The sequence below is a fragment of the Streptomyces sp. NPDC058632 genome, assembly GCF_042717095.1.
Lineage (GTDB): Bacteria > Actinomycetota > Actinomycetes > Streptomycetales > Streptomycetaceae > Streptomyces.
Genome location: NZ_JBHXQZ010000057.1, coordinates 27684 through 52251 on the forward strand (window position 1 = coordinate 27684; position 24568 = coordinate 52251).

Annotated in this window: 17 protein-coding genes and 3 pseudogenes; 19 read left to right on the top strand and 1 reads right to left on the bottom strand. The window is 72.3% G+C overall.

Translation table 11 applies throughout. The features are described from left to right. Positions 1-7: 7 nt before the first annotated feature. A pseudogene (locus tag ACFWVE_RS21725) lies at positions 8-175 on the bottom strand (Fe-S-binding domain-containing protein); the annotation flags it as partial. A gap of 166 nt (positions 176-341) precedes the next feature. Between ACFWVE_RS21725 and ACFWVE_RS21730 the strand changes: the two are divergent. From ACFWVE_RS21730 to ACFWVE_RS21820, 19 genes and pseudogenes are all read left to right on the top strand, one after another. After that, the gene (locus tag ACFWVE_RS21730; protein WP_384016342.1) at positions 342-1691 is read left to right on the top strand and encodes an OFA family MFS transporter; all 1350 of its coding nucleotides are present in this window, start codon (positions 342-344) and stop codon (positions 1689-1691) included. After that, complete coding sequence (locus ACFWVE_RS21735) at positions 1660-1833, top strand: hypothetical protein (RefSeq protein WP_384016344.1); 174 nt, start codon at positions 1660-1662, stop codon at positions 1831-1833. Before ACFWVE_RS21730 ends, ACFWVE_RS21735 begins: the two co-directional genes overlap by 32 nt. 139 nt (positions 1834-1972) lie before the next feature. After that, on the top strand, positions 1973-2920 hold the full coding sequence (locus ACFWVE_RS21740) for a beta-ketoacyl-ACP synthase III (protein WP_384016346.1): 948 nt from the start codon (positions 1973-1975) through the stop codon (positions 2918-2920). A gap of 84 nt (positions 2921-3004) precedes the next feature. Further along, positions 3005-3596 (top strand): annotated as a pseudogene (locus ACFWVE_RS21745) (GntR family transcriptional regulator); the annotation flags it as partial. A gap of 194 nt (positions 3597-3790) precedes the next feature. After that, positions 3791-4972, top strand: a complete 1182-nt coding sequence (locus ACFWVE_RS21750; RefSeq protein WP_384016373.1) for an ROK family protein — start codon at positions 3791-3793, stop codon at positions 4970-4972. A gap of 328 nt (positions 4973-5300) precedes the next feature. After that, the gene (locus ACFWVE_RS21755; RefSeq protein WP_384016348.1) at positions 5301-6818 is read left to right on the top strand and encodes a sugar ABC transporter ATP-binding protein; all 1518 of its coding nucleotides are present in this window, start codon (positions 5301-5303) and stop codon (positions 6816-6818) included. Continuing rightward, entirely contained in the window at positions 6815-7834 is a 1020-nt protein-coding gene (locus ACFWVE_RS21760) for an ABC transporter permease (RefSeq protein ID WP_384016350.1), read from the top strand. The genes ACFWVE_RS21755 and ACFWVE_RS21760 overlap by 4 nt, the downstream gene beginning before the upstream one ends. A gap of 17 nt (positions 7835-7851) precedes the next feature. Then, entirely contained in the window at positions 7852-8901 is a 1050-nt protein-coding gene (locus tag ACFWVE_RS21765) for a substrate-binding domain-containing protein (RefSeq protein WP_384016352.1), read from the top strand. Positions 8902-8981: 80 nt separating this feature from the next. Further along, a complete protein-coding gene (locus tag ACFWVE_RS21770; protein WP_384016354.1) occupies positions 8982-10199 on the top strand; it encodes a Gfo/Idh/MocA family protein in 1218 nt (405 codons plus the stop codon). 23 nt (positions 10200-10222) lie between these two features. Next, entirely contained in the window at positions 10223-11221 is a 999-nt protein-coding gene (locus ACFWVE_RS21775) for a sugar phosphate isomerase/epimerase family protein (RefSeq protein WP_384016356.1), read from the top strand. 265 nt (positions 11222-11486) lie between these two features. Beyond that, positions 11487-15200, top strand: a complete 3714-nt coding sequence (locus tag ACFWVE_RS21780; protein WP_384016358.1) for a ThuA domain-containing protein — start codon at positions 11487-11489, stop codon at positions 15198-15200. 131 nt (positions 15201-15331) lie between these two features. Then, entirely contained in the window at positions 15332-16507 is a 1176-nt protein-coding gene (locus ACFWVE_RS21785; protein WP_384016360.1) for an inositol-3-phosphate synthase, read from the top strand. Between the two features lie 68 nt (positions 16508-16575). After that, entirely contained in the window at positions 16576-17595 is a 1020-nt protein-coding gene (locus ACFWVE_RS21790) for an SCO3242 family prenyltransferase (RefSeq protein WP_384016375.1), read from the top strand. Beyond that, positions 17592-18482, top strand: a pseudogene (locus tag ACFWVE_RS21795) (sugar phosphate isomerase/epimerase family protein); the annotation flags it as partial. The gene ACFWVE_RS21790 and the pseudogene ACFWVE_RS21795, both read left to right, overlap by 4 nt. Before the next feature lie 380 nt (positions 18483-18862). Continuing rightward, positions 18863-19669, top strand: coding sequence for an EboA domain-containing protein (locus ACFWVE_RS21800; RefSeq protein WP_384016362.1), 807 nt, complete (start codon positions 18863-18865; stop codon positions 19667-19669). Beyond that, positions 19669-20562 carry a TatD family hydrolase gene (locus ACFWVE_RS21805; protein WP_384016363.1) on the top strand — a complete coding sequence of 298 codons (894 nt, stop codon included), beginning with the start codon at positions 19669-19671 and terminating at the stop codon, positions 20560-20562. Before ACFWVE_RS21800 ends, ACFWVE_RS21805 begins: the two co-directional genes overlap by 1 nt. 3 nt (positions 20563-20565) lie before the next feature. Then, positions 20566-21735, top strand: a complete 1170-nt coding sequence (eboE, locus tag ACFWVE_RS21810) for a metabolite traffic protein EboE (RefSeq protein WP_384016365.1) — start codon at positions 20566-20568, stop codon at positions 21733-21735. Positions 21736-21812: 77 nt separating this feature from the next. Further along, a complete protein-coding gene (locus ACFWVE_RS21815) occupies positions 21813-23192 on the top strand; it encodes an alkaline phosphatase family protein (RefSeq protein ID WP_384016377.1) in 1380 nt (459 codons plus the stop codon). Between the two features lie 123 nt (positions 23193-23315). Then, positions 23316-24515: a sugar phosphate isomerase/epimerase family protein gene (locus ACFWVE_RS21820; RefSeq protein WP_384016367.1), complete on the top strand. Its 1200-nt coding sequence runs from the start codon at positions 23316-23318 to the stop codon at positions 24513-24515. Positions 24516-24568: the final 53 nt, after the last annotated feature.

The following is a 24568-nucleotide window of genomic DNA, read 5'->3' on the forward strand; positions in this document are numbered from 1 at the left end:
CTGGTCGGTCCCGGTTCCGTACGTGCCGACAGCCGAAGCGGCCCGCGGTGCACAGGTTGCCGTGCGTCACCGGATCGTCGTGCGGTGAGGTGACCTTCACGATCTCATTGTCCTGCACATGGTCCCGTACGTGCAGCGTGAGGTCGCGGCCCGCTCCGCAGGACCCGCACGCCGACTCGAGCCGCGCACTTACAGGGCGTGATCGGCCCTCGGTCCCACCGCACGGCCCGCGCCGGGAAACCGGTCGGTCCGACCGTTCGTCGCAGACCGCCTACCGTTCACCGCATACGGTCGGCGCGCGGGTTCTCAATCGCTCATGATCTCCCTACCGTCCGGGTTTCATGAGTCCTCCCGTCGCACCCCCGGGCTGGAGCCGCTGGCTCGTACCGCCCGCCGCTCTCGCAGTCCACCTCTCCATCGGCCAGGCCTACGCGTGGAGTGTGTTCAAGCCGCCGCTCGAGTCCGCGCTCGGCCTCAGCGGCACCCAGAGCGCGCTGCCGTTCCAGCTCGGCATCGTCATGCTCGGCCTGTCCGCCGCCTTCGGCGGCACCCTCGTGGAACGCAGGGGTCCGCGCTGGGCGATGACCGTCGCCCTGATCTGTTTCTCCTCCGGCTTCCTGCTCTCCGCCCTCGGCGCGGCCACCGAGCAGTACTGGCTGATCGTCTTCGGCTACGGCTTCGTGGGCGGCATCGGTCTCGGCATCGGCTACATCTCGCCCGTCTCGACCCTGATCAAGTGGTTCCCGGACCGGCCCGGCATGGCCACCGGCATCGCGATCATGGGCTTCGGCGGCGGTGCGCTGATCGCCTCACCGTGGTCGGCGCAGATGCTCGATTCCTTCGGCAGTGACAACGTTGGCATCGCGCTCGCCTTCCTCGTGCACGGCCTGACGTACGCCGTGTTCATGCTGCTCGGCGTCCTGCTGGTGCGGGTGCCGCACACCGCGCGGCCGACGGCCGGCGCTCCCGCCGCCGCCCTCACCGGGACCGGACCGCAGGTCTCGGCCCGCGCCGCCCTGCGCACCCCGCAGTTCTGGCTGCTGTGGCTGGTGCTCTGCATGAACGTCACCGCGGGCATCGGGATCCTCGAGAAGGCCGCCCCGATGATCACCGACTTCTTCGCGGACACCTCCACGCCGGTGTCGGTGACCGCCGCGGCCGGCTTCGTCGCCCTTCTGTCGGCGGCGAACATGGCGGGCCGCATCGGCTGGTCCTCCACCTCCGACCTGATCGGCCGCAAGAACATCTACCGCCTCTACCTGGGCGTCGGCGCGCTGATGTACGCCCTGATCGCGATGTTCGGCGACTCCTCCAAGCCGCTGTTCGTCCTGTGCGCGCTGGTGATCCTCTCCTTCTACGGGGGAGGTTTCGCGACCGTCCCGGCCTATCTGAAGGACCTCTTCGGCACCTACCAGGTCGGCGCGATCCACGGGCGGCTGCTCACCGCGTGGTCCACGGCCGGTGTGCTCGGCCCGCTCATCGTGAACTGGGTCGCCGACCGGCAGGAGGAGGCGGGACGGCACGGCTCGTCGCTGTACGGACTGTCCTTCATGATCATGATCGGGCTGCTGGTGGTCGGTTTCGTCGCCAACGAACTCGTCCGCCCCGTGCACCCCCGCCACCACGTTTCCCGCCCCGACGAGACGAAGGAGGCCGCCGATGAGCGGCGAGAGCAGCACGAGTCCGCCTGACACGGCCGCGGCGGGCGACACGCCCGCGGCGGGCCCCGACCGCCGCGGGCTGATCGTCTTCGCCTGGCTGTGGGTGGGCGTCCCGCTCGCCTACGGCCTGTACGAACTCGTACGGAAGGCGACCCAGCTGTTCACCGGATGACGCCGTGCCCCGGCCTCCGGGGGCCTGACCGAAGCCGACAAGCGCGGCGCCCGAATCCTGTCGCATCACCTGTCGGCGTACCCGCGAGTCACTGATCAGACTGGTGCATCCCGCAACCGCCACACGAGGGGACCCATCCATGATCGGCTCGCGCATCGCCGCCGTCGGCCACTACCAGCCCGCCCGGGTGCTCACCAACGAGGACCTGGCGGGCATGGTCGACACCAGCGACGAGTGGATCACGAGCCGGGTCGGCATCCGCACCCGTCACATCGCGGGCCCCGAGGAGCCCGTCGACGAGCTGGCCGCGCACGCCGCGGCCAAGGCGCTGGCGGCGGCCGGCCGCACCCCCGGCGACATCGACCTGGTGCTGGTCGCCACCTCCACCGCGATCGACCGCTCGCCCAACATGGCGGCCCGGGTCGCCGCACGCCTCGGCATCCCCGGCCCCGCCGCGATGGACATCAACGTGGTGTGCGCCGGATTCACCCACGCGCTCGCCACCGCCGACCACGCGGTCCGCGCCGGGTCCGCGCGCCGCGCGCTGGTGATCGGCGCCGACAAGATGTCCGAGGTCGCCGACTGGACCGACCGCACCACCTGCGTGCTCGTCGGCGACGGGGCGGGCGCCGCGGTCGTCGAGGCGACCGAGACCCCCCAGGAGCCCGGGATCGGGCCCGTGCTGTGGGGCTCGGTGCCGGAGATGGGCAACGCGGTGCGGATCGAGGGGACACCGCCGCGGTTCGCACAGGAGGGCCAGAGCGTGTACCGCTGGGCGACCACGCGGCTGCCGTCCATCGCCCGCCAGGCCTGCGAGAAGGCGGGGTACGCTCCGGAGGACCTCGCCGCGGTCGTGCTCCACCAGGCCAACCTGCGGATCATCGAACCCCTCGCGCTCAAGATCGGCGCGGTCAACGCGGTCGTCGCCCGGGACGTCACCGAGTCGGGCAACACCTCGGCCGCGAGCATCCCGCTCGCCTTCGCCAAGCTCGTCGAGCGGGGCGAGGTGACGTCCGGCGACCCGGTCCTGCTGTTCGGCTTCGGCGGAAACCTGTCCTACGCCGGGCAGGTCGTCCGCTGCCCCTGACGGTTCCTCGTACGCTTCCGCCGGTCCCTCGGGCGGAAGTCCCCCGTACGGGTGTGATGCGGTCGACTCCCCTCTGTCCTGTCCCTGGCCGAGAGCGAATCCGTCGGCCGCCTCGGCGTCTCCCGGCAGCCCGTGCGCGAGGCGCTCCAGCGGCTGAACACCGAGGGGCGGGTCGGCCCGCGCCCCGCCCGGGGCGCGTTCGTGCACGAGCCGGCGGAGGCGGAGGCCGAACGGCTCCTCACCGTCCGCACACTGCTGGAGGCCGAGGCCGAGGCCGAGACCGAGGCCGAGACCGCCCGGCCCGCCGCCCTCAACGCCGACAACGCGGGCATCGAGGTCCCGGACGAGAGCGTGGCGGAGCCTGCAGGCCGTCGCCTCCGACGACGTGGACGAGGCCGTCGTCCCCGACGCCCGCTTCCACGCCAGGATCATGGAGCCGGCGGGCAACGCCCTCCTCGCCCTCCTCGCCGCCCAGGTCGGCCACCGGGTGCGCTGGTACCGCACCCCCGTCGCCCGGCAACGCGGCGGGAAGTCCCGGGCCGGGCACCGCGACCTGATCACCGCCATCGTGAACCCCGACGAGCGGCCGGCCGAGCGGCTCATGCGCGAACACACCGAGCACACCGAGCACACCCGCCGCTCGTGCCTCGAACAGGCGAAGTCCGCGAAGACCTGAGTGCGGGTACCCGGAGCGAGCGGCTCCGTGCGAGTCTCTTTGTCCTGTGAGTGGAAAAAGTAGGGGGCAATTCCTGCGCGACTTCTTCCCAGCTCCGGCAGCCGCTGCTACGTTCCCTTCGAAAGCACGCCACACACGTGGCCGGAATCCGGCGCGCGGAGACCGATCGAGGCGGGGAGGGGTTCGTGAGACGCATGACGGCACGGCCCGCGAACGCACACCAGGCCCGACTGCTCAAGCTGTTGCGCGACGGTGGACCCAACTCCCGTGCCCAGCTGGGCGACCAGGTCGACCTCTCCCGGTCGAAGCTGGCCGTGGAGGTGGACCGGCTGCTGGAGACGGAACTCGTCGTGGCCGACGGACTCGCCGCCTCGCGCGGCGGCCGGCGCTCCCACAACATCCGTCTGAACCCGCACCTGCGGCTCCTCGGCGTCGACATCGGCGCGACCTCGGTCGACGTCGCCGTCACCAACGCCGAACTGGAGATCCTCGGGCACATCAACCAGCCCATGGACGTACGCGACGGACCGGTCGCGGTCTTCGAGCAAGTGCTGTCCATGGCGGCGAAGCTGAAGGCCTCGGGGCTCGCGGAGGGGTTCGACGGCGCCGGTATCGGCGTCCCGGGCCCGGTCCGGTTCCCCGAGGGCATCCCGGTGGCACCGCCGATCATGCCCGGCTGGGACGGCTTCCCCGTGCGGGAGGCGCTCAGCCAGGACCTCGGCTGCCCGGTCATGGTCGACAACGACGTGAACCTGATGGCGATGGGGGAGCAGCACGCGGGCGTCGCCCGCACCGTCCCCGATTTCCTCTGCGTCAAGATCGGTACCGGCATAGGCTGCGGCATCGTCGTCGGCGGTGAGGTCTACCGCGGTACGACGGGCAGCGCCGGCGACATCGGGCACATCCAGGCCGTACCCGACGGCCGCCCCTGCGCCTGCGGCAACAGGGGCTGTCTGGAGGCCCACTTCAGCGGCGCGGCCCTCGCCCGGGACGCGCTGGAGGCCGCCCAGCAGCAGCTCTCCGCCGAACTCGCGAGCCGTCTGGAGGAGAACGGCACGCTCAGCGCCGTCGACGTCGCCGCCGCGGCCGCCGCGGGGGACGCCACCGCGATCGACCTGATCCGCGAGGGCGGCAGCCGTACCGGCCAGGTCATCGCCGGCCTGGTCAGTTTCTTCAACCCCGGCCTGGTGGTGATCGGCGGCGGGGTGACCGGTCTCGGCCACACCCTGCTCGCCGCCATCCGCACCCAGGTCTACCGCCAGTCGCTGCCCCTGGCGACCGGCAACCTGCCCATCGTCCTGGGGGAGCTGGGACCCACCGCCGGAGTCATCGGCGCGGCCCGGCTCATCAGCGACCACCTGTTCTCACCCGCGTAAACAGCCCACGGCAGCACGTCAGAACCGCACCCGGCTCCACCGCACGCAGCAGCAAGCCCGGCTCCACCGCACGGAACAGCTCTGCCCTCCACCGCCCAGAGCGGCCCACCGTACCCACCCACGGAACAGCGCACCGGCACCACGTACCCCTACCCCGCCGCACGTACCGCCCCGCACCACCCGAACCACCCGCGCACCACCCACACCACCCGCACCGTCCCTCCCACACAGCGCCGCACCGTCCCGGCGCCCCGGCCTGCCCGAAAACACCTTCCCCGCAAGGGGACCGCCCTGACACCGGCCCGCACGCCCGCCGAGGGGAATCCGCATGGCACCCGAACCACCGCTGCTCAGCATGTCCGGCATCACCAAGTCGTTCCCCGGCGTCCGGGCCCTGGACGGCGTCGACCTCGACGTCCAGGCCGGCGAGGTGCACTGCCTGCTCGGCCAGAACGGCGCCGGCAAGTCCACCCTGATCAAGGTGCTGGCCGGCGCCCACCAGCCCGACACCGGCACCATCCACTGGCGCGGCGAAGCCGTCACCCTGCGCTCGCCGATCGCCGCCATGCGCCTCGGGATCGCCACCATCTACCAGGAACTCGACCTGGTGGAACACATGACGGTCGCCGAGAACGTCCACCTCGGCCAGGAACCGACGACCGCCGGGTTCGTCGTCCGCCCCAGGGCCGCCAGGGAAGCGACGGCCGAGCTGCTGACCCGGCTCGGCCACCCCGAGATCGAACCGGGCCGTACGGTCGGGGAGTTGTCGGCCGCACAGCAGCAGATCGTCTCCATGGCGCGGGCGCTCTCGCACGACGTACGCCTCATCGTGATGGACGAGCCGTCGGCCGCGCTCGACCCGGACGAGGTCGACAACCTCTTCCGCATCGTCGACGGCCTCACCGCCGCCGGGGTCGCCGTCGTCTACATCTCGCACCGCCTCGAGGAGATCCGGCGCATCGGCGACCGGGTGACCGTGCTCAAGGACGGCCGCGCCGTCGCGGGCGGGCTGCCCGCCGAGTCGACCCCGACCCGCGACGTGGTCGCCCTGATGACCGGCCGCGATGTCGAGTACGTCTTCCCCGGGCGGCCCGCCGCCCCGCCGGTGGCCGAACCGGTGCTGACCGTCGAGGGGCTGTCCCGCACCGGCGAGTTCGCCCCCCTCGACCTCACCCTGCGCCCCGGGGAGATCGTCGGGCTCGCGGGTCTCGTCGGCTCGGGGCGCTCGGAGATCCTGGAGACGGTCTACGGCGCCCGCAAACCGGACTCCGGCCGGGTCCTGGTCGACGGACGCCCGCTGCGGCCGGGCAGCGTGCGCGCCGCCGTCCGCGCCGGGATCGGACTCGCCCCCGAGGAACGCAAGGCGCAGGCCCTGCTCATGCTGGAGTCCGTCACCCGCAACGTGTCGCTCTCCGCCATGTCCCGCTTCTCGCGCGCCGGCTGGATCGACCGCGGCGCCGAACTCGGCGCGGCCCGCGCCGCCACCCGCGAACTCTCGCTGCGGCCGGACAACCCGGGCGTGCCCGTGCGCACCCTGTCCGGCGGCAACCAGCAAAAGGCCGTGCTCGCCCGCTGGCTGCTGCGCGGCTGCCGGGTGCTGCTGCTCGACGAACCCACCCGCGGCGTCGACGTCGGCGCCCGCGCCGAACTGTACGCAGTCATACGACGGCTGGCCGACGAAGGCCTCGCCGTGCTGCTCGTCTCCAGCGAGGTGCCCGAGGTGCTCGGCCTCGCCGACCGCGTCCTGGTGCTCCGGGAGGGGGCCGTCGTCCACACGGCACCCGCCCAAGAGCTCGACGAACACCGTGTACTCGACCTCGTCATGGAAGGAAGCCCGGCGTCATGACGCAGCCCGTCTCCCCGCCGCGGAACAGCACCGACAAGGCGCCTTCGGCCGGCGAACCGCCCGCCTGGCGCACCGTGTTGTTCCGCGCCGATGTCCGCACCCTGTCGCTGCTCGGCGTCCTCGCCGCACTCGTCCTCATCGGCGGCATCACCAGACCGGACGAGTTCCTGGACACCCGCAACCTCCAGCTCGTCCTCACCCAGGCCTCCGTCATCGGCGTCGTCACCGTCGGCATGACCTTCGTCATCACCTCGGGCGGCATCGACCTGTCGGTCGGCGCGATCGTCGCCCTGGCCTCGGTGTGGGCGACCACGGTGGCCACCCAGGAGTTCGGGTTCGCCGGCATCCTGTTCACCGCCGTCCTCGTCGGCGTCGGCTGCGGGCTGGTCAACGGGGTGCTGATCGCGTACGGCGGGATGGTCCCGTTCATCGCCACCCTCGCCATGCTCGCCTCGGCCCGCGGCCTCGCCCTGCAGATCACCGACGGGCGCACCCAGGTCGTCACCATCGACAGCGTCCTCGACCTCGGCGAACGCGACGCCTACGTCCTCGGCGTCCCGCCCCTGGTCCTGGTGTTCGCGGCGGTCACCGTCATCGGCTGGCTGGTCCTCAACCGGACCACCTTCGGACGCCGCACCGTCGCCGTCGGCGGCAACGCGGAGGCGGCCCGGCTCGCCGGCATCGACGTCCGCCGCCAACGCCTGTACCTGTACCTGCTGTCGGGGCTGTGCTGCGGCATCGCCGCCTTCCTGCTGATCGTCCTGTCCGGCTCCGGCCAGAACACCAACGGCAACCTCTACGAGCTCGACGCCATCGCCGCCGCGATCATCGGCGGCACCCTGCTCACCGGAGGCCGCGGCACCATCGTCGGCTCCGTGCTGGGCGTCCTGATCTTCACCACGATCACGAACATCTTCGCCCTGAACAACCTGCAGAGCGACGTCCAGCAGATCGCCAAGGGCGCGATCATCGTCGCCGCCGTGCTGGTCCAGCGCCGCACCGCGAGCACGACCTGACGAAAGGGTTCACCGCCATGCCAGAGCCGACACCTCTCACGAGCCGCAGAGGGCTGCTCTTCGGAGCCGCCGCCGTGTCCGCCGGAGTCCTCGTCACCGGCTGCACCAGCAACGAGCCCAGCGACGCCGAGCCGGCCGCGAGCGACCGGCCGGCCGCCGACGACAAGCCCGGCAAGCCGGTCACCATCGGCTTCGCGGGACCGCAGGCCGACCACGGCTGGCTCAACGCCATCAACGACAACGCCGAGAAACGCGCCGCGACGTACTCGGACGTCACCATGGAGGTCACCGAGGGCTCCAACGACACCGCCCAGCAGATCGGCCAGATCGAGACCCTCATCAACAAGAAGGTCGACGTCCTGGTGGTGCTCCCCGCCGACGGCAAGGCGCTCACCCAGGTCGGGCTGAAGGCGATGCGCGCCGGCATCCCCGTCGTCAACCTCGACCGCATCTTCAACTCCCCGCAGGCGTACCGCTGCTGGATCGGCGGCGACAACTACGGCATGGGCCTGAACGCCGGGCACTACATCGGCGAGAAGCTCAAGGACACCCCCGACGCCCGCGTCATCGAACTGGCGGGACTGGACAACCTCGAGCTCACCAAGCAGCGCACCCAGGGCTTCGACGACGCGCTGAAGAACTACCCCAACATCAAGAAGGTGGCCCGCCAGGCCGCCGACTTCACCGTCGAGTCGGGCCAGGCCAAGATGGCCCAGCTCCTGCAGGCCCAGTCGAAGTTCGACGCGCTGTGGAACCACGACGACGACCAGGGCGTCGGCGCGCTGCGCGCCATCGAACAGGCCGGGCGCGACGACTTCCTCATGGTCGGCGGCGCGGGCGCGCTCTCCGCCTTCCAGGCCATCAAGGCGGACAACGGGGTCCTCAAGGCGACCGTGCTCTACCCGCCGTCGATGGCCGCCTCCGCCATCGACCTCGCCCGCGCCCTCGGCCAGGGCAAGGGCGTCGGCGGCCTCGCCGAGTTCGAGATCCCCACCTCGCTGACCTGCTATTCGGCCGTCGTCGACAAGGAGAACGTCGACCAGTACATGTCCACCGGCTTCAAGTAAGGATCCCCGCCCCACGGGCCTGACCAGCCCACCGGGCGGGGCCCACCCCCGCCCGCCACGACGACGAGGAGGACATCCGTATGGCACAGCCGCAGCAGTCAGATGGGGCAGACGGCGCAGAGACGGGGAAGTCGGCACTGCGCGTCGGCATGGTCGGCTACGCCTTCATGGGCGCCGCCCACTCCCAGGGCTGGCGTACCGCGGGCCGCGTGTTCGACCTGCCGCTGAGCCCCGAACTGGCCGTCATCTGCGGCCGGGACGCCACCGCGGTGCGCGCGGCGGCCGACCGCCACGGCTGGGCGGACACCGAGACCGACTGGCGCGTCCTGGTCGAACGGGACGACATCGACCTCGTCGACATCTGCACCCCCGGCGACAGCCACGCCGAGATCGCGCTGGCCGCCCTCGCCGCGGGCAAGCACGTCCTGTGCGAGAAACCCCTCGCCAACACGGTCGCCGAGGCCGAGGCGATGGCCGAAGCCGCCGAACAGGCCCGGCAGCAGGGCCGGCTGGCGATGGTCGGCTTCAACTACCGCCGGGTCCCCGCGATCGCGCTGGCCCGGCGGATGGTGGCCGAGGACCGCATCGGCACCCTGCGGCACGTACGGGTGACGTACCTTCAGGACTGGCTGGTGGACTCCGCGTTCCCGCTGACCTGGCGGCTGCGCCGGGAGCAGGCCGGCTCCGGCTCGCTCGGCGATCTCGGCGCGCACATCGTCGACCTCGCCCAGTACCTGGCGGGGGAGCGGCTGGCGGGCGTCTCCGCGCTCACCGAGACGTTCGTCCGGCAGCGGCCGCTGCCCGCCGCGCCCACCAGCGGTCTGACCGCCGTCGACACCGCCGGCACCGGCGAGGTCACCGTGGACGACGCCGCCCTGTTCACCGGCCGCTTCGCCTCCGGCGCCCTCGCCTCCTTCGAGGCCACCCGGTACGCCACCGGCCGCAAGAACGCGCTGCGCATCGAACTCAACGGTGAGCGGGGGTCATTGGCCTTCGATCTGGAACGGCTCAACGAGCTCTCCTACCACGACGGCACCGAGCCCGCCGCCCACGCGGGCTTCCGCCGCATCCTGGTCACCGAACCCGACCACCCCTACCTGGACGCCTGGTGGCCGCCGGGCCACGGCCTCGGCTACGAGCACACCTTCGTGCACCAGGCCCGCGACCTGGTGCACGCCGTCGCCGAGGGCCGCGCCCCCGAACCCTCCTTCGCCGACGGGCTGCAGGTGCAGCGCGTCCTGGCGGCCGTGGAGGAGAGCGCCGAGAAGAACTCCGTCTACACACCGATCGCCGCCTGAGAAGCCGAGAAAGGCAGACACGCATGCCCCGCGACTTCACGCTGTTCACCGGCCAGTGGGCGGACCTGCCCCTCGAGGAGGTCTGCCGGCTCGCCCGCGACTTCGGCTACGACGGACTCGAACTCGCCTGTTGGGGCGACCACTTCGAGGTCGACAAGGCACTCGCCGACCCGTCCTACGTGGACTCCCGCCGTCAGCTGCTCGACAAGTACGGCCTCAAGGTCTGGGCGATCTCCAACCACCTGGTCGGCCAGGCGGTCTGCGACGCCATCATCGACGAACGCCACCAGGCCATCCTGCCCGCCAGGATCTGGGGCGACGGCGAGGGCGAGGGGGTACGGCAGCGGGCCGCCGCCGAGATCAAGGACACCGCGCGCGCCGCGGCCCTCCTCGGCGTCGACACCGTCATCGGGTTCACCGGATCGGCGATCTGGCACCTGGTCGCCATGTTCCCGCCCGCGCCCGAGTCGATGATCGACCGCGGCTACGAGGACTTCGCGACGCGCTGGAACCCGATCCTGGACGTCTTCGACGCCGAGGGCGTGCGGTTCGCACACGAGGTCCACCCCAGCGAGATCGCCTACGACTACTGGACCACCGTCCGTACCTTGGACGCGGTCGACCGGCGGCCGGCCTTCGGACTCAACTTCGACCCCTCCCACTTCGTGTGGCAGGACCTCGACCCGGTCGGCTTCCTGTGGGACTTCCGCGACCGGATCTACCACGTCGACTGCAAAGAGGCCCGCAAACGCCTCGACGGACGCAACGGCCGCCTCGGCTCCCACCTGCCCTGGGGCGACCCCCGGCGAGGCTGGGACTTCGTCTCCGCGGGCCACGGGGACGTCCCCTGGGAGGACGTCTTCCGCATGCTGCGCTCCATCGACTACCAGGGCCCCGTCTCCGTCGAATGGGAGGACGCCGGCATGGACCGGCTCCAGGGCGCCCCCGAGGCGCTGACCCGGCTCAAGGCGTACGACTTCGACCCGCCGTCGGCCTCCTTCGACGCGGCGTTCAACAGCTGAACCGCACGCCCGACAGCAGGTCGGGGACGGGGACCGGAACCTCCGCCGGTCCCCGGTCCGGCCTGCCCTGATACTGCTTTGTCCTGCATGGGGGAAAAGTTCGACCAGTCCCCGCCCAAGGGGTTTTCGCCCCGGACGAACGCGGTTACCTTCCTTGAAGTGTTCAGGACACCCATGCCTCCGGGGTGACGGCGCACCCCGGCGCCCGCACCGTATGTCTTCGCACCCGCTCCGTACGGCACCACCCCGCTCCTGGAGGCACTCCGTGCACAGAAGCAGACTCATATCCACCCACACCACGAGGCGTACCGGACTTCGCACCGCCCTCGCCCTGTTCACCGGCCTGATGCTGGCGGTGGGGACCCCGGCGACCGTCGCCGGCGCCGACCCCGGGCACCCGGAACACGACGAACCGGCAGCCGCCGAGGGACAGTTCCAGCAGGTACCGCTCGCCAAGGGCGAGCCCGAGACGGGCGAGCCGATGTCACTCGCCGTACTCCCGGACCGCAGCGTCCTGCACACCGCGCGCGACGGCACGCTGCGCCTCACCGACCAGAGCGGCGTCACCAAGGTCGCCGGCAGGATCCCCGTCTACAGCCATGACGAGGAGGGCCTGCAGGGCGTCGGCATCGACCCGGACTTCAGGAACAACCGGGCGGTCTACCTCTACTACGCCCCGCCGCTGGACACCCCCGCGGGCGACGCCCCGGAGACCGGCACGGCCGAGGACTTCGAGAAGTTCGACGGTGTCAACCGCCTCTCCCGCTTCGTCCTCAACCCCAACGGCACGCTGGACATGGCCAGCGAGAAGAAGGTCCTGGACGTCGAGGCCTCCCGCGGCATCTGCTGCCACGTCGGCGGCGACATCGACTTCGACGCCGAGGGCAACCTCTACCTGTCCACCGGCGACGACACCAACCCCTTCGCCTCCGACGGCTTCACGCCGATCGACGAGCGGCCGGACCGCAACCCGGCCTTCGACGCCCGCCGCAGCTCCGGCAACACCAACGACCTGCGCGGCAAGATCCTCCGCATCAAGGTCGCCGAGGACGGCTCGTACACCGTCCCGGAGGGCAACCTCTTCGCCCCCGGCACCGGGAAGACCCGTCCCGAGATCTACGCGATGGGCTTTCGCAACCCGTTCCGCATGAGCGTCGACGACAAGACCGGCACCGTCTACGTCGGCGACTACGGCCCCGACTCCGGCGCCGCCGACCCGGACCGGGGCCCGGCGGGACAGGTCGAGTTCGCCAAGGTCACCGAGGCCGCCAACTTCGGCTGGCCGTTCTGCACCGGGGACAACGACGCCTACGCCGACTACGACTTCGCCACCGGCACCTCCGGCGAGAAGTTCGACTGCGCCGCCCCGGAGAACACCTCGCCGCACAACACCGGACTCGTCGACCTGCCGCCCGCCCAGGCCGCCTGGATCCCGTACAACGGCGGTTCCGTGCCCGAGTTCGGCACCGGCTCCGAGTCCCCGATGGCCGGCCCGGTCTACCACTACGACCCCGAGCTCGACTCCAGTGTGAAGTTCCCCGAGGCGTACGACGGCGACTTCTTCGCGGGCGAGTTCGGCCGCCGCTGGATCAAGCGGATCGAGCAGAACGAGGACGGCACGGTCGCGAAGATCAACGACTTCCCGTGGACCGGCACCCAGATCATGGACATGGAGTTCGGCCCCGACGGCGCGCTCTACGTCCTGGACTACGGCGTCTCCTGGTTCCAGGGCGACGAGAACTCCGCGCTGTACCGGATCGAGAACGCCGAGGACGGCTTCTCCCCGATCGCGGAGGTGAGCGCCGACAAGACCTCCGGCGTGGCCGGCCTGAAGGTCAAGTTCACCGCCTCCGCCAAGGACGCCGACTCCCCGGACCTCACCTACAGCTGGGACTTCGGCGACGGCACCGGGGGCGAAGGACTCACCCCCACCCACAAGTACAAGAAGATCGGCACCTACACCGCGACCTTCACCGCGACGGACCCCGAGGGCAACACCGGCAACGCCAGCGTCCGGATCGTGGTCGGCAACACCGAGCCCAAGGTGAGGATCGAGGTTCCGGGCAACGGCAGCCTGGCCGCCTTCGGCGAGCCCGTCCCGTTCAAGGTGACCGTCACCGACCCCGAGGAGAAGGCCGACTGCTCCAAGGTCAAGGTCGTCTACAGCCTCGGCCACGACTCCCACGCCCACGAGCTGACCAGCGAGACGGGCTGTGAGGGCACCCTCGAGCCGCCCGCCGGAGACGGCGGTCACGACCCCAACGCCGACATCTACGGTGTCGTCGGCGCCAGTTACACCGACGGCGGGGCAGGCGGCCAGGAGGCCCTGACCGGTACCGCCCGCACCGTGCTCCAGCCGCTGCACCGCCAGGCCGAGCACTTCACCACCCAGTCGGGCGTGCGGACCTACGACAAGACCGGCGCCAACGGCGGCAAGACCGTCGGCGACATCAACGACGGCGACTGGATCTCCTTCAGCCCCTACCGGTTCGACGGGCAGAGGAAACTGACCGTGCGGGCCTCCTCCGGCGGCTCCGGCGGCTTCGTCGAACTGCGCACCGGTTCGCCCGACGGCACGCTGCACGGCTCGGCGTACATCCCGCCGACCGGTGGCTGGGAGACGTTCCAGAACGTCGACGTGCCGCTGCGGAAACTGCCGAAGCGCACCACGGAGATCTACCTGGTCTTCCGGGGCGGCGACGGCGCGCTGTACGACGTGGACGACTTCGAGTTCTCCAAGGAACCCTTCAAGAAGGGCAAGAAGGTCCTCGTCTTCTCCAGGACCGCAGGCTTCCGCCACGACTCCATCCCGGAGGGCATCGCCGCGCTGAAGGAACTGGGCGGCCCGGCCGGCATCACCGTCGACGCGACCGAGGAGGCCGGACAGTTCACCACGGCCAACCTCGCCAAGTACGACGCGGTGGCCTTCCTGTCCACCACCGGTGACGTCCTGGGCGCCGACCAGCAGAAGGCGTTCGAGAACTACGTCAGCAACGGCGGCGGCTACCTGGGCATCCACGCCGCCGCCGACACCGAGTACGACTGGGAGTTCTACGGCGGTCTCGTCGGCGCCCACTTCGACTCGCACCCGGCCATCCAGAAGGCCACCGTGCGCGTCGAGGACCACGACCACCCGTCCACCGCGCACCTGGACGACGCGTGGGAGCGCACCGACGAGTGGTACAACTACCGCACCAACCCGCGCGAGCAGGCCAAGGTCCTCGCCACCCTCGACGAGACGACCTACGAGGGCGGCACCATGAAGGGCGACCACCCGATCGCCTGGTGCCAGGACTACGGCGGCGGCCGCTCCTTCTACACCGGCGGCGGCCACACCAAGGAGTCCTACGCCGAGGAGGCCTTCCGCGCCCATCTGCTCGGCGGTCTGCAGTACGCCACCGGCCAGGTCAAGGCGGACTGCAAGCCGGGCAAGGACTACCGGAAGATCTTCAACGGCCAGACCCTGGACGGCTGGAAACAGGCCGGCCCCGGCACGTTCGACGTCAAGGACGGCACCCTGGAGTCCGAGGGCGGCATGGGTCTGCTCTGGTACCAGGCCAAGGAGCTGAAGTCGTACTCCCTCAAGCTCGACTGGAAGATGCGGGGCGACGACAACTCCGGGATCTTCGTGGGCTTCCCGGCCTCCGACGACCCCTGGTCCGCGGTGAACAAGGGCTACGAGATCCAGATCGACGCCACGGACGCGCCCGACCGCACCACGGGCTCCGTCTACTCGTTCAAGTCGGCGAACATCAAGGCCCGTGACCAGGTCCTGCGTCCGCCCGGCCAGTGGAACTCCTACGAGATCAAGGTCCAGGGCGAACGCCTCCAGGTGTTCCTCAACGGAGTCAGGATCAACGACTTCACCAACAAGGACCCCGAGCGGAGCCTGACCGACGGCCACATCGGCCTCCAGAACCACGGCGCCGACGACCAGGTCTCCTTCCGCAACATCCAGCTGAAGGAACTGCCCTCCTGAGGGCGACCAGAACGGCGGCGGGCGGAGGACGCCGGACCTCCGCCCGCCGTCCCGCCGGGCCCCGCGCCCGGCACCCCGCTCGTCCCCTTCCGGCGCTCGCACCCGGTGCGCGTACGACAAGGAGGCTGCCCATGCCCGCCGAACCGTCCCCTCCCCTCCCCTCCCCGGCCCCGCGCTTCGGCGTCTGGCTCATCGGGGCACGCGGATCCGTTGCCACCACCGCGATCGCGGGCTGCGCCGCCGTCGCCGCCGGACTCCATCCGCCGACCGGCATGGTCACCGAGACCCCCGGCTTCACCTCGTGCGGCCTGCCGCCGCTGTCGTCCCTCGTCTTCGGCGGCCACGACACGGTCGACTGCCCGCTGCCCAAACGTGCCGAACACCTCGCCGCCGGAGGCGTCCTGCCGCACGGCCTGCCCTCCGCCGTGCACGCCGAACTCGTCGCCGCCGACCAGGAGATCAGGCCCGGCGGCCCCCTGCCCGGTGACACGGGCGGCGGCTCGGACCGCCACGACGGCGAACTGATCGACGTGTTCGCGGCCGACATGCGCGACTTCGTACGCCGCCAGGGCCTCGCGGGCGCCGTCGTGGTGAACGTCGCCTCCACCGAGCCCGCCCCCGCCGACGGCTCCCTGCCGCCGAGTTCCCTCTACGCGGCGGCCGCCCTGCGCGCCGGCTGCCCCTACGTCAACTTCACCCCCTCCGCGGGCCTGCACCACCCGGCGCTGGCCGAACAGGCGGCGACGGCCTCCGTCCCCCACGCGGGCCGCGACGGCAAGACCGGGCAGACACTGCTGCGCTCCGTACTCGGCCCGATGTTCCTGCAGCGCGCCCTCGCCGTGCGCGCCTGGTCCGGCACCAACCTCCTGGGCGGCGGCGACGGCGCCGCCCTCGCCGACCCCGCGGCCGCCGCCGCCAAGAACGCCGGCAAGGAACGCGTCCTCGCCGACACCCTCGGCACCACCCCCGAGGGCGAGGTCCACATCGACGACGTGCCCGCGCTCGGCGACTGGAAGACGGCCTGGGACCACATCGCCTTCGACGGCTTCCTCGGCGCCCGCATGGTCCTGCAGACCACCTGGCAGGGCTGCGACTCGGCGCTCGCCGCGCCGCTCGTCCTCGACCTGGCCCGGCTGGTCGCCCGCGCCCGGGAGAGGGGCCTGTCCGGTCCGCTGGGCGAACTGGGCTTCTACTTCAAGGACCCGGTGGGCAACGGCCCGTCCTCGCTGGCCGAACAGTACGCGGAACTCAGGCGCTTCGCCGGGCGGCTGCGGGACGACGCTCCCGACCACGGGGCGCGGCGGTGAACCGCACGAGCGCCCCGGCGCAGGACACACCCGCCCCGGCCGGGCCGACGGCGGCGGACGGCCCGGCCGTGGCGGCACCCGGGGACGCCGCCACCCCCCTCTCCCTCCCCGGCCCCGCGCCCCGCACCTCCCGCCCCCGCTCCGCCCGCCTGGGCGCCTGGGCCGAACTGCTGCGCCTGCCCGCGCTGTTCACCGTCCCCGGCGACGCCCTGGCCGGCGCGGCGGGGGCCGGCGCGCGCCCCGGCCCCCGCACCCTGCTCGCCATCGGATCCTCCCTGTGCCTGTACGAGGCGGGCATGGCCCTGAACGACTGGGCGGACCGCACCGAGGACGCCGCGGAACGCCCGCACCGCCCGCTTCCGTCCGGCCGCATCCGCCCGGCCGCCGCCCTCACCGCCGCCGGCGCCCTCACCGGCGCCGGACTGGCGCTCGCCGCCGGTGCGGGACGCCCCGCCCTCGCGGTGGCCGCGCCCCTGGCGGCGACCGTCTGGGCCTACGACCTCGCGCTGAAGCACACACCCGCCGGTCCCGCGGCCATGGCCGCCGCCCGCGGACTGGACCTGCTCCTGGGCGCGGCCGCCACCGGCGGCGGCATCCGGACGGCGCTGCCCTGCGCCGCGCTGCTCGGCACGCACACCCTCGCGGTCACGGCCGTCTCCCGCCGGGAGACCACCGGCGGTTCGGTCCTGGCCCCGCTGGCCGCCCTCGCGACGACGGGGGCGCTGACGCGGCTGGTCACCCACCGCCGCGCCCGACTCCCGGCAGGCCGGCGGGCAGCAGCCGTTCCCGGCCCGCCGGGCTCCGGCCCGGCCGGAGGCCCGCCCCGGGCCACCGACGTCCTCGCCACCGCCCTGGGCGCCGCCTACGCCGTCACGGCCGCCCGGCCCTACTTCCACGCCGCACTCAACCCCTCGCCCCCGCTCACCCAACGCGCCGTCGGCGGCGGCATCCGGGCCACGATCCCGCTCCAGGCCGCGCTCGCCGCCCGCTCCGGCTCGGCCGGCACCTCCCTGCTCGTCGCGGCCCTGGCCCCGGCCGGCCGGATGTTCGCGAGGAGGTCCGGCATGAGGAAGGTGAGCATCACGTGAACCGGAACCCGGACGGCGCCCCTCCGTCCCCCCTCCGCTTCGGCTACGGCACCAACGGCCTCGCCGACCTCCGTCTCGACGACGCCCTCGCCCTGCTCGCCGACCTCGGCTACGACGGCGTCGGACTGACCCTCGACCACATGCACCTCGACCCGCTCGCCCCGGACCTCGCCGCCCGCACCCGCCGGGTCGCCCGACGCCTGGACGAACTCGGCCTGGGCGTCACCGTCGAGACCGGCGCCCGCTATGTGCTGGACCCGCGCCGCAAACACGGCCCCTCGCTCCTGGACCCCGACCCCGACGACCGCGCCCGCCGCGTGGACCTGCTCGTCCGGGCCGTCCAGGTCGCGGCCGACCTCGGTGCGCACGCCCTGCACTGCTTCAGCGGCACCGTCCCCACGGGCACGGACGAGGACACCGCGTGGAAGCGTCTCGCCGAGGCACTCACCCCCGTCCTGGACGCCGCCGCCGCCACGGGCATGCCCCTCGCCGTCGAACCGGAACCCGGTCACCTCCTCGCCACCCTCGCCGACTTCCACCACCTGCGCCGCAGCCTCGGGGACCCCGAACTCCTGGGCCTCACCCTGGACGTCGGCCACTGCCAGTGCCTCGAACCCCTCCCACCCGCGGACTGCGTCCGCGACGCCGCCCCCTGGCTGCGCCACGTCCAGATCGAGGACATGCGCCGCGGTGTCCACGAACACCTGCCCTTCGGGGACGGCGAGATCGACTTCCCGCCCGTCCTCGCGGCCCTCGCGGCCACCGGCTACCAGGGCCTGACCGTCGTCGAACTGCCCCGCCACTCCCACGCGGGCCCCCACTTCGCCGCCCACTCCCTCCCGTTCCTCCACGCCGCGGCCCACTCCCCGGCGACCGCCGCCACCACCGCCACCGTCCCCGCCACCGGCGCCGCTTCCGCCGCCGCCGGTGTCGCCCCGGGCAGCCACACGGTCACCGGCCCTGCCCCCGCCGCCTCCGACGCTCGCATCGCCCCCGTTCCTGACGGCGCGCACCCCGGCACCGCTTCCGGTGCCGGGGGCGGTGCCCCGGGTGATCACATGGCCACCACCACTGTCCCCGGCGCTCACACCGCTACCGGCACCGGCACCGGCAGCGCCGGAACCGTCCTGGACCGTCACACGGCCACCGACCTTTCCCCCGACGCCCCCGGTTCTCACACGGCCACCGACCCTGCCGCCGCGGCCGCTTTCGCCCCCGCACCCCCGCCAGGCGACCCCTCCGCCACCCCCGAAGGGAGCAGCACCCCGTGAACCACTCCCACGCCGCCCCGGCCACCCCGGAGGCAGCCCCCACCACCGGGCCCGGGGCAACCCCCCGGCCCCCGGGGACCGCAACACCGGGAACCCCGGCAGCCGACGGCACCACCCCCGCCACCCCTGCCGCCCTCCCGACCGCCGAGCTGCACCGCCTCCTCTCCGCCCGTCTCGACGGAGCCGCCCGCGCCTGGCTGGACCAGGCCCTCGACGAGGCCACCGCCCACCCCGGCACCCACGGCCCCATCTCCGTGTGGGAGCTGCGCCTGGCCGAGGCCGGCCGCCGCTGCGGCGCCGCCCACGCCGACGCCGCCCGCGTCCTGATCCTGCACGCGGCCCACGCCGACACCGAGGCGCTGACCCGGGTCTACCACCAGGGCACCGCCGACGAACGCCGGGCGGTCCTGCACGCCCTGCCCCACCTCGTGTCCGGCCCCGAGGCCCGCCCACTCGTCGAGGACGCCCTGCGCACCAACGACACCCGGCTCGTCGCCGCCGCCGTCGGCCCCTACTGCGCCCGGCACCTCGACGCCCACGCCTGGCGGCACGCCGTCCTGAAGTGCCTGTTCACCGGCGTCGCCCTGGACCGGGTGGCGGACCTGGCCCGGCGGGCCCGCGGCGACGGCGAACTCGCCCGCATGCTCGGCGACTACGCCGCCGAGCGCACCGCCGCCGGCCGCCCCGTCCCGGAGGACCTCCACCGCGTACGGACCCTGGCCCTGGCCCCGGCCGGGCCCGCCGCCGCTGCCTCCTCCACCCCGAGTCACACCGCGGACGACCCCCACGGCAAGGAGTCCTGATGCGCCTCTTCGACCCCCACATCCACATGACGTCGCGGACCACCGACGACTACGAGGCCATGTACGGGGCGGGCGTCCGCGCGGTCGTCGAGCCCGCCTTCTGGCTCGGCCAGCCCCGCACCTCGCCGGCCTCCTTCACCGACTACTTCGACTCCCTCCTCGGCTGGGAACCCTTCCGCGCCGCCCAGTACGGCATCGCCCACCACTGCACCATCGCCCTCAACCCCAAGGAGGCGAACGACCCGCGCTGCACACCCGTCCTCGACCTGCTGCCCCGGTATCTCGTCAAGGACAACGTCGTGGCCGTCGGCGAGATCGGCTACGACTCCATGACACCCGCCGAGGACACCGCGCTCGCCGCCCAGCTCCAGCTCGCCGCCGACCACGGCCTGCCCGCCCTGGTGCACACCCCGCACCGCGACAAGCTCGCCGGACTGCGCCGCACCCTCGACGTCGTCCGGGAGTCCGCGCTGCCCATGGACCACGTCCTGGTCGACCATCTCAACGAGACCACCGTCAAGGAGGCCAAGGACAGCGGCTGCTGGCTCGGCTTCTCCGTCTATCCCGACACCAAGATGGACGAGGAACGGATGGTCGAGATCCTGCGCGCCCACGGCCCCGAGCGGGTCCTGGTGAACTCCGCCGCCGACTGGGGAAAGAGCGACCCGCTCAAGACCCGCAAGGTCGCCGACCTGATGCTCGCCGAGGGCTTCACCGAGGACGACGTCGACCGCGTCCTGTGGCGCAACCCCGTCGCCTTCTACGGACTCGGCGGCCGGCTCACCCTCGACGTCACCGCCCCCGAGGCCACCCACGAGGGCAACTCCATCCAGCGCGGCGTACCCAGGGACGAGCCCCCGCGGACGGCCGGCGTCGCCGCCGCGGAGGCGTGAGCCATGCGCTTCCGCCACCCCGACGGGTCCACCGTCCACCTCGCCTACTGCACCAACGTCCACCCCGCCGAGACCCTCGACGGTGTCCTCGCCCAGCTGAGGGACCACTGCGAACCCGTCCGCCGCCGGCTCGGCCGCGACCGGCTCGGCATCGGCCTGTGGCTCGCCAAGGACGCCGCGCGCGCCCTGGTCACCGACCCGTCCGCCCTGCGCGGCCTGCGCTGCGAACTCGACCGGCGCGGACTCGAGGTCGTCACCCTCAACGGCTTCCCCTACGAGGGGTTCGGCGCCGAGGAGGTCAAGTACCGCGTCTACACACCGGACTGGGCCGACCCCGAACGCCTGGAGCACACCACCTCCCTGGCCCGCCTCCTCGCCGGACTGCTCCCCGACGACGTCCCCGACGGCAGCATCTCCACCCTGCCGCTGGCCTGGCGCACCGTCCACGACGCGCGGCACGCCGAAGCCTCCCGCACCGCCCTGCGCACCCTCGCCGAACGCCTCGACGCACTCCAGGAACTGACCGGACGCTCCATCCGCGTCGCCCTGGAACCGGAACCCGGCTGTGTCGTCGAAACCACCCACGACGCCATCGAACCGCTCACCGCGATCGGCCACGACCGCATCGGCGTCTGCGTCGACACCTGCCACCTCGCCACCTCCTTCGAAGATCCGGACACCGCCCTGGACGACCTCACCCGGGCCGGCGTCCCCGTGGTCAAGTCCCAGCTCTCCGCCGCCCTGCACGCCGAGCAGCCCCATCTGCCCGAGGTCCGCGAGGCCCTGCGCGCCTTCGCCGAGCCCCGCTTCCTGCACCAGACCCGCACGTCCACCGCCGCCGGACTGCGCGGCACCGACGACCTCGACGAGGCCCTGGCCGGCGACACCCTCCCCGACGGGGCGCCCTGGCGCGCCCACTTCCACGTCCCCCTGCACGCGGCTCCCACCGCACCCCTCACCTCCACGCTGCCCGTACTGAAGACCGCCCTGACCCGGCTCGTCGGCGGTCCGCAGCCGCTCACCCGCCACCTGGAGGTCGAGACCTACACCTGGCAGGCCCTCCCACCCGAGCTGCGGCCCAGGGGCCGCGCCCAGCTCGCCGACGGCATCGCCGCCGAACTCACCCTCGCCCGCGATTTGCTGACGGACCTAGGCCTGAAGGAACTCCCGTGACCGCAGACCGTGCAGACAGCGCAGACCGCGCAGGCCTCACCGCCGAACCCGCCCCGGAACCCGCCCCGGAAGCCGCGATCACCGGCCCCACCCCCCTCCTCGTCCTCGACGTCGTGGGCCTCACCCCCCGCCTCCTCGACCACATGCCCCACCTCAAGAGGCTCGGCCAGACCGGCTCCCGCGCCCCGCTCGGCACCGTGCTGCCCGCCGTCACCTGCGCCGCCCAGTCCACCTTCCTCACCGGCAGCCTCCCCTCCGAACACGGCATCGTCGGCAACGGCTGGTACTTCCGCGAACTCGGCGACGTCCTGCTGTGGCGCCAGCACAACGGCCTCGTCTCCGGGGACAAGCTCTGGGACGCCGCCCGCCGCGCACACCCCGGCTACACCGTCGCCAACATCTGCTGGTGGTACGCCATGGGCGCCGACACCGACATCACCGTCACCCCCCGCCCGGTCTACTACGCCGACGGCCGCAAGGAACCCGACTGCTACACCAGGCCCCCGGCCCTGCACGACGAACTCACCGAAGAACTGGGCACCTTCCCGCTCTTCCACTTCTGGGGCCCCGGCGCGGACCTCGTCTCCAGCCAGTGGATCATCGACGCGACCCGCCACGTCAACCGCACCCGCCACCCCGACCTGACGCTCTGCTACCTCCCTCACCTCGACTACGACCTGCAGCGCTTCGGCCCCGACGACCCGCGTTCCCTGAAAGCGGCCGCAGACCTGGACGCCGCCCTGGCCCCGCTGCTCGACGACGCCCGCACCGAGGGCCGTACCGTCGTCGCCCTGTCCGAGTACGGCATCACCCGCGTGAACCGGACCGTGGACATCAACCGCGCCCTGCGCCGCGCGGGTTTGCTGGAGGTGCACACGCAGGACGGCATGGAGTACCTCGACCCGATGGCCTCGCGCGCCTTCGCCGTCGCCGACCACCAGATCGCCCACGTCTACGTGCGCCGCCCCGAGGACCTCGACGCCACCCGGGCCGCCCTCGAAGGACTGCCCGGCATCGACCAACTCCTCGACGACGAGGGCAAGAAGGCCCACCACCTCGACCATCCGCGCGCCGGTGAACTGGTCGCCGTCGCCGAACCCGACGCCTGGTTCACGTACTACTACTGGCTCGACGACGACCGCGCGCCCGACTTCGCGCAGCTCGTCGAGATCCACCGCAAACCCGGCTACGACCCGGTCGAGCTCTTCATGGACCCCCTCGACCCGTACGTCAGGGTGAAGGCGGCCACCGCACTGGCGCGCAAGAAACTCGGCATGCGCTACCGGATGGCGGTCGTGCCCCTCGACCCGTCACCTATTCGGGGCAGCCACGGCCGCCTCCCGGCGAGCGACGACGACGGTCCGCTCCTCATCTGCTCCACCCCCCGCGCCCTCGGAGACCGCGTCGCGGCCACCGATGTCAAGCAACTCCTGCTCCACCTCGCCGGACTCGGCTGACGCACCACCACGTACGCCCTTCCAAGAGCCGGCATCCAGCCACCGAGAGTGAAACACACGGCACTGACAACGGCCGTTCCGGGCGCCACCGGAACCGGCCACGACCCAGAAGGCAGGCCACCCGTGACCCCGTACTCCGACCCCTCCCGCACCGAGGCCACCCCCACCCCGGCCACCGACGCCCCGGACGAGGCACTGCGCCGCTCCCTGGGCGTGCACCGGCGTCGTTTCCTCACCACCTGCACCGCCGTGGCCGCCGGAGCCGTCGCGGCCCCCGTCTTCGGCGCCGCCCCCGCCCTGGCCCAGGACCACGGCAGAGACCACGGCCACGGCCACGGCGGGCAGGCACTCGTCCCGCCGCACAAGCGCGGCATCATCCTCTACACCGTCCGCGACGCCACCGGCCGCGACCCCCTGTCCACCGACCTGCCCTCCGGCTTCCGCGAGGTGTTCAAGCAGCTGGCCCGCCACGGCTACCGCCAGGTGGAGTTCGCCGGCTACCACCAGCACGCGAACGCGCCCGGCGGCGCCAGTCTGGAATCCGTCGCGGGCGCCAGGCTGCTGCGCTCCTGGCTCGACGAATACGGCCTGCGCGCCCAGGGCAACCACGGCTTCATCCCGTCCTCCTGGCCGTTGACCACGGCCGACCTGGACACCTTCAAGAAGCACCTCGAAATCGCCAACATCCTCGGCCTGGACCACATGGGCACCGGCGGCGACCCCACCGGCAGTTCCCACCGCGCCGGCTGGGACGTGGCCGCCGACAAGTGGAACGCCCTCGGCGCGATCGCCCGCCGTGAGGGCATCAAGCTCTACACCCACAACCACGACGGCGCCTACGGCTTCCTGCTCGACGGCGGCCCCCTGGACGGCCAGGGCCGGCCGACCCGCAGTTCGGGCATCCGGAAGCTGGAGTACTTCCTCGAGGTCACCGACCCCAAGGCCGTCTGGCTGGAGATGGACATCTTCTGGGCGCACGTCGCCCAGTACAAGTTCCACACGTACACCGCCCACGACGGCTCCACGCGCAGGAACGTCTTCGACCCGGCCGGCCTGGTCGCCCGCAACAACAAGCGCTACCCGCTGTTCCACGCCAAGGACGGCGTCGTCAGCACGACCAACGGCATGGGCTACGAGATGGTGCCCTTCGGAACCGGCGTCATCGACTACACCACGTTCTTCTCCCGGGTCGGGCAGCGGAACTACCACAACCCGATGGTCGAGGACGACACCGCCCCGAGCGCCACCGACCCCGCGCAGTCCCTGCGCGAGGCCAAGATCAGCTACGACAACCTGGCGGCCCTGCGCAAGCGCCGCCGCTGACCGGGACCGCTGACCGGGACCGCTGACCGGGACCACGGACCGGGACCACGGAC

What these genes read in the sequence shown, in the direction of transcription:
- ACFWVE_RS21760 (WP_384016350.1), top strand. Translation starts at nt 6,815, where the DNA reads ATGACGCAGCCCGTCTCCCCGCCGCGGAACAGCACCGACAAGGCGCCT.
- ACFWVE_RS21805 (WP_384016363.1), top strand. Translation starts at nt 19,669, where the DNA reads ATGCGCCTCTTCGACCCCCACATCCACATGACGTCGCGGACCACCGAC.
- ACFWVE_RS21765 (WP_384016352.1), top strand. Translation starts at nt 7,852, where the DNA reads ATGCCAGAGCCGACACCTCTCACGAGCCGCAGAGGGCTGCTCTTCGGA.
- ACFWVE_RS21785 (WP_384016360.1), top strand. Translation starts at nt 15,332, where the DNA reads ATGCCCGCCGAACCGTCCCCTCCCCTCCCCTCCCCGGCCCCGCGCTTC.
- ACFWVE_RS21775 (WP_384016356.1), top strand. Translation starts at nt 10,223, where the DNA reads ATGCCCCGCGACTTCACGCTGTTCACCGGCCAGTGGGCGGACCTGCCC.
- ACFWVE_RS21755 (WP_384016348.1), top strand. Translation starts at nt 5,301, where the DNA reads ATGGCACCCGAACCACCGCTGCTCAGCATGTCCGGCATCACCAAGTCG.
- ACFWVE_RS21735 (WP_384016344.1), top strand. Translation starts at nt 1,660, where the DNA reads ATGAGCGGCGAGAGCAGCACGAGTCCGCCTGACACGGCCGCGGCGGGC.
- ACFWVE_RS21740 (WP_384016346.1), top strand. Translation starts at nt 1,973, where the DNA reads ATGATCGGCTCGCGCATCGCCGCCGTCGGCCACTACCAGCCCGCCCGG.
- ACFWVE_RS21770 (WP_384016354.1), top strand. Translation starts at nt 8,982, where the DNA reads ATGGCACAGCCGCAGCAGTCAGATGGGGCAGACGGCGCAGAGACGGGG.
- eboE (WP_384016365.1), top strand. Translation starts at nt 20,566, where the DNA reads ATGCGCTTCCGCCACCCCGACGGGTCCACCGTCCACCTCGCCTACTGC.
- ACFWVE_RS21730 (WP_384016342.1), top strand. Translation starts at nt 342, where the DNA reads ATGAGTCCTCCCGTCGCACCCCCGGGCTGGAGCCGCTGGCTCGTACCG.
- ACFWVE_RS21750 (WP_384016373.1), top strand. Translation starts at nt 3,791, where the DNA reads ATGACGGCACGGCCCGCGAACGCACACCAGGCCCGACTGCTCAAGCTG.